The following is an 8,545-nucleotide window of genomic DNA, read 5'->3' as shown; positions in this document are numbered from 1 at the left end:
CAGCGGGCCGGGAGAACACAGGAGTCCATCCGGCGCCCACGCGGCCACCGCGAAACCCATCCACATCAGTCAGTCCAGCAGCCCTTCACGGGGCTGCCCTGGAACCGCCTACTCACGAATTAGGAGAACGCCGCCCGCATCGCGGAGACCGTCGCGGAGCGGGCCGGACGGGTGCGCGCCGGGATCCTGCTGCTCGTCGGGGAGCCCCGCACCCGCCGTTCGGTGCACGACCGGCTGCCGGACTGGCTGAGCGCCCGCGCCGTCGAGACGGACAGCGGCGGGCGCGCCCCGGGCTCGGAGAGCGCCCGGCTCGACGGCGAGATCGGCGCGGCGCTGGACCGCAGCGCCCGGGTGCGGGCGGAGGAGGCGGTCGAGCGCTTCCGCGCCGGGCGAGCTCCCGCAGGGGGCCGGATCGACGCCGTGGACAGCCTGCCGCTGCTCGTGGAGGCCGCCCGGGAGCACCGCATCGACACTCTGCTGGTGCGCACCCGGGGAGCCGATGTGCGGCGCGAGGTGTGGGTGGGCCCGGAGCCCGACCAGCTCGCGGTACGGCGCACCGAGGTGCGGTATCTGGGCGAGGCGCAGCCCACAGCGGCGGAGGCCGCCGACGCGCTGCTGCGCTCGGCGCTCGCGTCCGGGGCCGAGGTGGCACCCCTCCCGGCGGCGGCCGCCGGGCCCTCCGGCGACCCGCGTGACGTGCCGGTCGGCGGGCTCGGCGCGCTGCTGCGCTGGCCGTACGAGGACGGGCTGCCCGGCGGGGGGCTGCGGCCCGCGACCTGACGCCGCGCGGTTCAGCGCGCGCTCGCCGGCCGCGCCCCCCGCGCTCTTCGAACAGGGGACCCCCGTCCCACCCGCGCCCTGCGGCGAGCAGCAAGGGGCGGTCCCGACCCAGCAAGATCCGCCGGTGCCCGGAACCGGTTGCGCAAAGCAGTCCGGGCGCGCGCGCCTGCCGGCGCGGGGAAGGAGGGTGAGGCGTGTGCGGTCGGTCGCGGGCGCGGTCCGCGCGGAGGCGGAGACGGTCGCGCGGGCGGTGCTGCGGGCGTGCCGGGGGCCGTCCCAGGAGCGGGACCTGCTGGTCCAGTCGCTCAAGGCCGCCCTCGCCGCCCTGATCGCCTGGGTGGTGGCGCGGCTGTGGGTGGACGCGGCGCTGGCGCTGATGGCGCCGTGGGTGGCGGTGGTGCTGGTGCAGTCCACCGTCTACCAGTCGCTCGCCCACGGGATGCGGCAGAGCGTCGCGATCGCGCTGGGCACCGTGCTGGCCACGGCGGCGGCGCTGTCGCTGGGCCACACGGAGGGGGCGATAGCGCTGGTGCTGCCGGTCACCCTGCTGCTGAGCAACTGGCCGCGGTTCGGTGCCCAGGGCGTCTACGGCACGACGGCGGCCCTGTTCACCCTGGCCTCGGGAGCGGTGTCGGTGCGGGACGCGGGCGTGCGGGTGGCGCTGGCCCTGCTCGGCGCGGTGATCGGCATCGCCGTCAACGCGGTCGTCCTGCCGCCGGTCTACCTGCGCAGCACGCGGGAGGCGGTGCAGGCCGTGCTGCGGGAGGTGGAGGAGATCCTCGGCGATGTCACGGACGGGCTGGACGAACCGCTGGACTACCAGCGGGCTCTCGCCTGGTACGAGCGCGCCCAGAGGCTGTCGCACCTGGTGCGGAGCGCGCGCTCGGCCATCGAGTGGAGCCGCGAGAGCCGCCTGCTGCACCTGAGGCACCGCAAGCGGGCCGAGGTGGCGCGGCTGGCGCCCGCCTACGATGCCACGCTGTACACCCTGGAGCAGGTCACCGCCCATGTCTCGGACTTGACGCGCACGTTCCTGGAGGCGGTCGACGAGGACGACACCAGCCCCTGGCCGGACCCCGGGGTGACCGGCCCGTACGCGGAGTTCCTCGGCCAGGTGCGCGGCGCGCTCGGGGCGTACCGCAGGGTGCTCACCGGCGGGGACGCCTCCGCCGCGCGCGAGGAGCTGCACCGGCGCATGCGGCGGGTGGAGCGCACACACGACGAGCTGAGCTCCGAGCTGCCGAGGTGGACCTCGGGCGACCCCGAGGCCCTCGCCGTGTTCGGCTCGCTGCTGATGGACGCCCGCCGGATCACCGCCCGGCTGCTCGCCGACGGTGCCGCGCCCGGATGACGGCGCGGGGCCCGGGGACCGGACCGGGCCCGGTGCCGCGACCGGGTCAGCGCAGCAGCCGGGGGCGGTCCCAGTGGCGGTGCGCGGCGACCGCCGCGAGGAAGGCGGAGGTGAACTCCCCGCTCGCCCGGCCGGTCGCGGTGTCCGTCACCACACCGCGGTCGCTGACCGTACCGCCGCCCTCGACGGCGGTGCCCAGGCCGTGCGGCTCCAGGGTGGCCAGCGCGCCCACCCCCGAACCCAGCGCGCCGATGGCCTTGCCGTGGCGGTAGGCGTCCCGGACGAAGCGGATCGCCGCGTCGTCCGCCGCCCACTCCAGCGCGTTGGCGGGCCCGCCGGGCAGGACGACCGCGTCGTACTGCACCGAGGAGACGGTGGGCAGCGCGCGGTCCACCGGATGCCCTTGGCCGTCGTCGCCGTCGACCTGGCCGTCGTGCGGGGCCAGCGACTCGGCCACGGCCCCCTCCGCGGCGAGCGCCTCGTGTACGTCCCTGACCTGGCGGGTGTCGACGCCGTCGGTCACCAGGACGGCGATCTGGCGGGTGCGCACGGAGCCGGGACCGCGCAGGGACTCCAGGCTCAGCGCCGGGGAGAGGACGTCGGGCCTGCGGTCCGCTCCGATCTCCGGGGCGACGACGCCGATGCCCTCGGCCACCGCGGCGGCCAGCCCGTGGTCGACGTGGTTCAGCTCCTCCACGGTGCGCTCGCGCACGCTCATGGCGCCGACCTTCCCGAGCTCGAAGCGGAAGGCGTCGACGATGTGCCGCCGCTCCCAGTCGCTCATGCTGTGCCAGAACAGGGACGCCTGGGTGTAGTGGTCCTGGAAGCTGGGGCTGCGGCGGCGGATCTTCGCGCCCTCCACCCGCTCGGCGCGGTGTGTGAAGGCCGCGGTGTCCCCGGGGCCCGCGATCGCGGGGCAGCCGCCGCCGAGCGAGTTGGGGCTGTAGGCGGTGCCCGTGTGGATGTCCGGCTGGTGGTAGCCGTCGCGCTGGTTGGTCCGGACCGGGGCGACGGGGCGGTTGACCGGGAGCCTGCCGAAGTTGGGGCCGCCCAGCCGGATGAGCTGGGTGTCCAGATAGGAGAAGAGCCGGGCCTGGAGCAGCGGGTCGTTGGTGACGTCGATACCGGGCACGAGGTTCGCCACATGGAAGGCCGCCTGCTCGGTCTCGGCGAAGAACTCGTCCGGGTTGCGGTCCAGGACGAGGCGGCCGATGGGCCGTACCGGCACCCGCTCCTCGGGGACGATCTTCGTGGGGTCCAGCAGGTCGACGTCGAAGGCGAACTCGTCCCGCTCGTCGATGAGCTGCACCCCGAGCTCGTACTCGGGGTACGCGCCGGACTCGATCGCCTGCCACAGGTCCCGCCGGTTGAAGTCCGGGTCGCGGCCCTGCAGCTCCTGCGCCTCGTCCCACACCAGGGAGTGCACACCGAGCAGCGGCTTCCAGTGGAACTTGACGAAGGTGCCCCCGCCCCGGTCGTCCACGAACCGGAACGTGTGCACCCCGAAGCCCTGCATCATGCGGTAGCTGCGCGGGATCGCCCGGTCCGACATCAGCCACATCATCATGTGCAGGGTCTCGGGCTGCAGCGAGACGAAGTCCCACAGAGTGTCGTGCGCGGAGGCCCCGGTGGGGATCTCGTTGTGCGGCTCGGGCTTCAGCGCGTGCACGAAGTCCGGGAACTTGATGCCGTCCTGGATGAAGAAGACCGGCATGTTGTTGCCGACCAGGTCGAAGTTGCCCTCGGAGGTGTAGAACTTGGCGGCGAACCCGCGCACGTCGCGCACCGTGTCCGCCGAGCCGCGCGGCCCCTGCACCGTGGAGAAGCGTACGAAGACCGGCGTGCGCACGGTCGGGGCCTGGAGGAACGCCGCGCGGGTGAAGGACGCGCAGGACTCGTAGGGCTCGAAGTAGCCGTACGCGCCGGCGCCCCGCGCGTGCACCACCCGTTCGGGGATCCGCTCGTGGTCGAAGCGGGTGAGCTTCTCGCGGAAGTGGAAGTCCTCCATCAGTGTGGGGCCGCGCTCCCCCGCCGCCAGGGCGTCGTCGGTGTGGTCGACCACCACCCCCTGGTCCGTGGTCAGCGGCCCTCCGGCCGGATCGTCCGCCAGGTGCGCCGCGCGCTGCCGCTGCTTGCTGTCCTCGGGCATGGCCCGCGTCCTTCCTCTGCCGTGGGCAGGCTTCTGTGCTGGTAGGCGTTCCGGGCCGGCCGACCCGGGGCCGGCAGACCCGAGGCGGGCGGGTTGCCGCGGACCGGCCGCTCAAACCCGCGCCGTCGGGCGCCGGCCGGGCCGGACCGGAGAGGTTTCCGGGTCCGGCGGACGGGTACCGCGGCGGCCCGGAACACCGCACGCACCGCATCCGACGGACAGCGCCGAGGAGGCAGCATGAAGGCCGTGACGTGGCACGGAGTGGGAGACATCCGCCTGGACGACGTGCCGGAACCCAGGATCCAGGACCCGTACGACGCCGTCGTGCGCATCACCACGTCCGCCATCTGCGGCACCGACCTGCACTTCGTGCGCGGGAGCGTGCCGGACATGGCGGAGGGCCGCATCCTCGGGCACGAGGCCGTCGGGATCATCGAGGAGACCGGGCCGCAGGTGCGCAACTTCCGGGCGGGAGACCGGGTGGTGATCCCCTCCACGGTCGCCTGCGGGGTGTGCTGCTACTGCCGGGCCGGGTACTACGCCCAGTGCGACCACGCCCATCCGCACGGCCGGCGGGCGGGCTCGACGTTCTTCGGCGGACCGGAGTCCGCCGGCGGCCTCGACGGGCTGCAGGCCGAGTACGCGCGGGTGCCGTACGCACACGTCGGGCTCGTGCCGCTGCCCGACACGGTGGACGACGCGCAGGCCGTCCTGCTCTCCGACGTCTTCCCCACCGCCTGGTTCGGCGCCCGGCTCGCCGAGGTCTCCAGCGGCGACACGGTGGCTGTCCTGGGCGCCGGGCCGGTCGGCCAGAGCGCCGTCGCCGCGGCGCGGCTGCAGGGGGCGGGCCGGATCATCGTCGTGGACGGGGCGGGCGACCGGCTGGAGCTGGCGCGGTCCCAGCACGCGGAGACGGTCGACTTCAACGCCGAGGACCCGGTCAGGGCCGTCGTGGACCTCACCGGCGGCATCGGCGCCGACCGCGTGATCGAGGCGGTCGGCGTGGACGCCGAACTCCCGGCCCACGGGCCCGCAGCGGCGCGCACCGGGGCGTGGGCGGCCCGGTTCGCCGAGGAACGCGACCGGATCGCCGTGCAGAGGCCGGCGGACGACGGCGCCTGGCTGCCCGGCGACGCGCCCAGCCTGGCGGCGCGCTGGGCGGTGTCGATGGCCGCCAAGGCGGGCTCCGTCGGGGTCGTCGGCGTCTACCCGCCGCACGCCGACGCCTTCCCGGTCGGTGAGGCGATGCAGAAGAACCTCACCCTGCAGCTGGGCAACTGCAACCACCGGCGCTACATCCCCCGCCTGGTCTCCCTGGTGTCCTCCGGCGCCCTGGACCCCTCGCCGCTGGTCACCCGCTGGTCCCCGATCGAGGACGCGGTCAGCGCGTACGAGTCGTTCGACCGCCGCGAACACCGGTGGTCCAAGGTCGCCCTGACGGTCAGCCCCGCGGGCGCGGTCAGCCCCGGCGAGGGCGCGGGGGCCGGCACCGGCGCCGGTACGACCGCGGGCAGCGGCGTCCAGCAGCTCTGAGGAGGCACCCGGTGGCAGACCGGAATTCATACGAACTCGACGCGCTGTGGGCCGAGTTCCACCGGGCCGTGAACATGACCTCCCGGGAGCTGGACGCCTGGCTGCGGACGAGCGCCGCGCAGGAGACCAGCGAGGAGGTGCCGGAGCACGCGGGCCCGGAGGCCGGACGGCACGTCCTGGCCATCCTGCAGAAGCGGCGCACGGACCTGACCGACGAGGACGTCCGGGTGATGGCCCGGGTCGTGGACACGGTCGCCGCAGAGCGCAGGACGGACGCGTCCGAGCCCGGCGGAACGGCCTGGCGGCACCGGATGATGACGCTGGGCCACGACCCGCTGAAGACAGCGTGATCAGCATGACGCGGGAAGGACCGGGAGCAGCAGATGCCACAGGACAACGAGGCCGGGGTCGCCGTCGACACGCTGTCGGCCGACCCGGAGGACGACGCCGTCGCGGACGCCCTCGAACGCGCCGCCGGCGTGATCGAGACCAACGGCTACCACAAGGGATACCTCTACGACGAAGCGCAGGCGGACGAGGGGACCCGACGTGAGGCGTGCCGGGTCTGCGCCGTCGGCTCCCTCGGCATCGCCGTCTACGGCAGGCCCACCATCGGCGCCGAGTCGGACCACCGGCAGATCGTCCTCGCGTACGCCGCGCAGCGCGCCCTGCTGCGCCATCTGCGGCAGCGGGAGAACGGCCGGGTCGACAGCGTCGAGGCGTGGAACGACGAGGAGGCGCGCACCGCGGACGACGTCACGGCCGCCCTCCGGGGCGCCGCGCACCGGCTCCGCGGAGCCGCGGAGTGAGGCCGTGGACGCGCAGCCGCGGACGGCACCGCAGGCGCGGGGCCGGGAGCCGGCCGCCGCGCCGCCCGGAAGCGCCGCGCACGGTGGACGCCATGCGCAGGCGGCTGGTGGAGCAGCAGCGGCAGTTGGAGGAGTTCCGGGCCCTCGCCCGGCGTGCGGAGGAGTGCGCGGCGCGCGCGAGCGAGGCCGAGCGCCGTCTGGCCGAGCAGCGCGCCGCGTGCGCGGAACAGCGGGCTGAGCTCCTCGCGCTGCGCTCCTTCAAGGCCAACAGGGAGAAGATGAGCGACCTGTCGGCCCACCCGGCGTGGGCGTCGGGCGGGTCGGCGCCGGAGCACACCCTCCAGCTCCGGCTGCCGCTGGAGCGGCGGTTCGAGTCGGGCGACGTGCTCCGCGCCGGTGTGTCGCCGCTCGCCCGCGGCGCGCCCCCCGCCCGGGACGCCAGCCGCCGGGCCCCGGGCCCGCGCGGGGCTCCGCCCGACGGCGCCGTGCCGTAGGACCGGCGCTGCCGTCCCGGCGGCGCCCCGCGTCAGCCCGGCAGCACCGTCAGCCCGGCAGCACCGTCAGCCCGGCAGCACCGTCAGCTCGCGGGCGGTCAGGTTGAGGCGCTCGCCGCCCTGGTCGGTGACCACGACGATGTCCTCGATCCGGGCGCCGAAGCGGTCGGGCAGATAGATGCCGGGCTCGATCGAGAAGGCCATCCCCGGTTCGAGCGGCAGCTCGCTGCCCGCGACGATGTACGGCTCCTCGTGGGAGGACAGGCCGATGCCGTGCCCGGTGCGGTGGATGAAGTGCGCGCCGTAGCCCGCGCCGGCGATGGCGTCCCGGCCCACGGCGTCCAGGCGCGACGCGGTGACGCCGGGGCGCACGGCGTCGGTCTGGGCCGCCTGGGCGCGCTCCAGGACCGCGTACAGCTCGCGGAACTCCCCGGGCGGCTCGCCCACGCTGTAGGTGCGGGTGGAGTCCGAGCAGTAGCCGTCGGGCGTGGTGCCGCCGATGTCGACGACGACGGGGTCCCCGGCGCGTACGACCCGCTCGCTCAGCTCGTGGTGCGGGCTCGCGCTGTTCGGCCCCGAGCCGACGATGACGAAGTCGACGGTGGCGTGCCCCGCCTCCACGATGGCGTCCGCGATGTCGCGGCCGACCTCGCGCTCGGTGCGGCCCGGCCGCAGCCACTCGCCCATGCGCCGGTGGACGCGGTCGATCGCCGCCCCGGCCCGGCGCAGCGCCTCGACCTCGGCGGGCGACTTGCGCATCCGCAGCTCGCGCAGCACGTCCGAGGCGAGGACCTGCTCGACGCCGGGCAGCGCTGTGCGGAAGGCGAGGAGCTTCTCGGCCCACATGTGGTTGTCGACGGCGACGCGGCCGGTGCGCGCGGGCAGCCGGCCCGCGACGAGGGCGTAGGGGTCGTCGGTCTCGTCCCAGCCGGTGATCTCAAGGTCCAGCCCGCCGGCCGCCGAGGCCCGCGCGGCGGGCTCCTCCAGCGCCGGCACGACGAGGAAGGGATCCGCGCCGGCCGGCACCACGAGGCAGGTGAGCCGCTCCAGCGGGAGCGCGTGATAGGCGGTCAGATACCGCAGGTCCGCGCCCGGGGAGACCAGCAGCGCGTCGATCCCCGCCGCTGCGGTCGCCTCGCGGGCGCGCGCGAGGCGCAGGGCGACCTCGTCGGCGAGGGCGGAAGAAGGTTCGGAGTGCTCGGACATGGACGCCACGGTAGCGTCCGCGGCCCGCACCGGCCGATCCCCCTCGCGGCCCGCCCTCGCTGTCGCATCGCGGGGTACGGGTCGCCCGGGCCCGGCCCTAGGAGTTGTCTTCAAATGTCACGTCCACATCAGGAGCGAGGCGAGGGCGACGGCTCCCTGGTAGGACTCGGCGGTCTTGTCGTAGCGGGTCGCGATGCCGCGCCACTGCTTGAGGCGGTTGAAG

The 8,545-nt window shown here is 75.0% G+C and carries 7 protein-coding genes and 2 pseudogenes; 6 read left to right on the top strand and 3 right to left on the bottom strand.

The window, feature by feature from the left end; all coding sequences use genetic code 11:
- Positions 1 to 135 precede the first annotated feature (135 nt).
- Positions 136 to 780 (top strand): annotated as a pseudogene (locus G5C65_RS39570) (baeRF2 domain-containing protein); the annotation flags it as partial.
- A gap of 196 nt (positions 781 to 976) precedes the next feature.
- Positions 977 to 2,131, top strand: coding sequence for an aromatic acid exporter family protein (locus tag G5C65_RS25560; RefSeq protein ID WP_165301287.1), 1,155 nt, complete (start codon positions 977 to 979; stop codon positions 2,129 to 2,131).
- A gap of 46 nt (positions 2,132 to 2,177) precedes the next feature.
- Here G5C65_RS25560 and G5C65_RS25555 read toward each other — a convergent pair whose 3' ends face one another.
- A complete protein-coding gene (locus G5C65_RS25555) occupies positions 2,178 to 4,280 on the bottom strand; it encodes a catalase (protein WP_165301286.1) in 2,103 nt (700 codons plus the stop codon).
- Positions 4,281 to 4,517: 237 nt separating this feature from the next.
- Here G5C65_RS25555 and G5C65_RS25550 point away from each other — a divergent pair, with 237 nt between their 5' ends.
- From G5C65_RS25550 to G5C65_RS25535, 4 genes are all read left to right on the top strand, one after another.
- Positions 4,518 to 5,813, top strand: coding sequence for an alcohol dehydrogenase catalytic domain-containing protein (locus G5C65_RS25550; protein WP_165301285.1), 1,296 nt, complete (start codon positions 4,518 to 4,520; stop codon positions 5,811 to 5,813).
- Positions 5,814 to 5,824: 11 nt separating this feature from the next.
- Entirely contained in the window at positions 5,825 to 6,163 is a 339-nt protein-coding gene (locus G5C65_RS25545; RefSeq protein WP_165301284.1) for a DUF3140 domain-containing protein, read from the top strand.
- Positions 6,164 to 6,196: 33 nt separating this feature from the next.
- Positions 6,197 to 6,622: a DUF6197 family protein gene (locus G5C65_RS25540; RefSeq protein WP_165301283.1), complete on the top strand. Its 426-nt coding sequence runs from the start codon at positions 6,197 to 6,199 to the stop codon at positions 6,620 to 6,622.
- A 92-nt stretch (positions 6,623 to 6,714) separates the two neighbouring features.
- Positions 6,715 to 7,116, top strand: a complete 402-nt coding sequence (locus G5C65_RS25535) for a hypothetical protein (RefSeq protein ID WP_165301282.1) — start codon at positions 6,715 to 6,717, stop codon at positions 7,114 to 7,116.
- Between the two features lie 66 nt (positions 7,117 to 7,182).
- Here the strand turns inward: G5C65_RS25535 and G5C65_RS25530 are convergent, their stop codons facing one another.
- Together G5C65_RS25530 and G5C65_RS25525 are read right to left on the bottom strand one after the other, a co-directional pair.
- Positions 7,183 to 8,322, bottom strand: a complete 1,140-nt coding sequence (locus G5C65_RS25530) for a M24 family metallopeptidase (RefSeq protein ID WP_165301281.1) — start codon at positions 8,320 to 8,322, stop codon at positions 7,183 to 7,185.
- A 117-nt stretch (positions 8,323 to 8,439) separates the two neighbouring features.
- A pseudogene (locus G5C65_RS25525) lies at positions 8,440 to 8,545 on the bottom strand (IS5/IS1182 family transposase); the annotation flags it as partial.

The organism is Streptomyces boncukensis (genome assembly GCF_011045075.1).
Lineage (GTDB): Bacteria > Actinomycetota > Actinomycetes > Streptomycetales > Streptomycetaceae > Streptomyces > Streptomyces boncukensis.
The sequence above is the reverse complement of the archived record's forward strand: the minus strand, read 5'-3'. Positions and strand labels throughout refer to the sequence as shown.

Bases quoted from the DNA above. Each gene is read 5' to 3' on its own strand.
- G5C65_RS25555 (WP_165301286.1), bottom strand. From the start codon at position 4,280: ATGCCCGAGGACAGCAAGCAGCGGCAGCGCGCGGCGCACCTGGCGGAC.
- G5C65_RS25550 (WP_165301285.1), top strand. From the start codon at position 4,518: ATGAAGGCCGTGACGTGGCACGGAGTGGGAGACATCCGCCTGGACGAC.
- G5C65_RS25540 (WP_165301283.1), top strand. From the start codon at position 6,197: ATGCCACAGGACAACGAGGCCGGGGTCGCCGTCGACACGCTGTCGGCC.
- G5C65_RS25535 (WP_165301282.1), top strand. From the start codon at position 6,715: ATGCGCAGGCGGCTGGTGGAGCAGCAGCGGCAGTTGGAGGAGTTCCGG.
- G5C65_RS25530 (WP_165301281.1), bottom strand. From the start codon at position 8,322: ATGTCCGAGCACTCCGAACCTTCTTCCGCCCTCGCCGACGAGGTCGCC.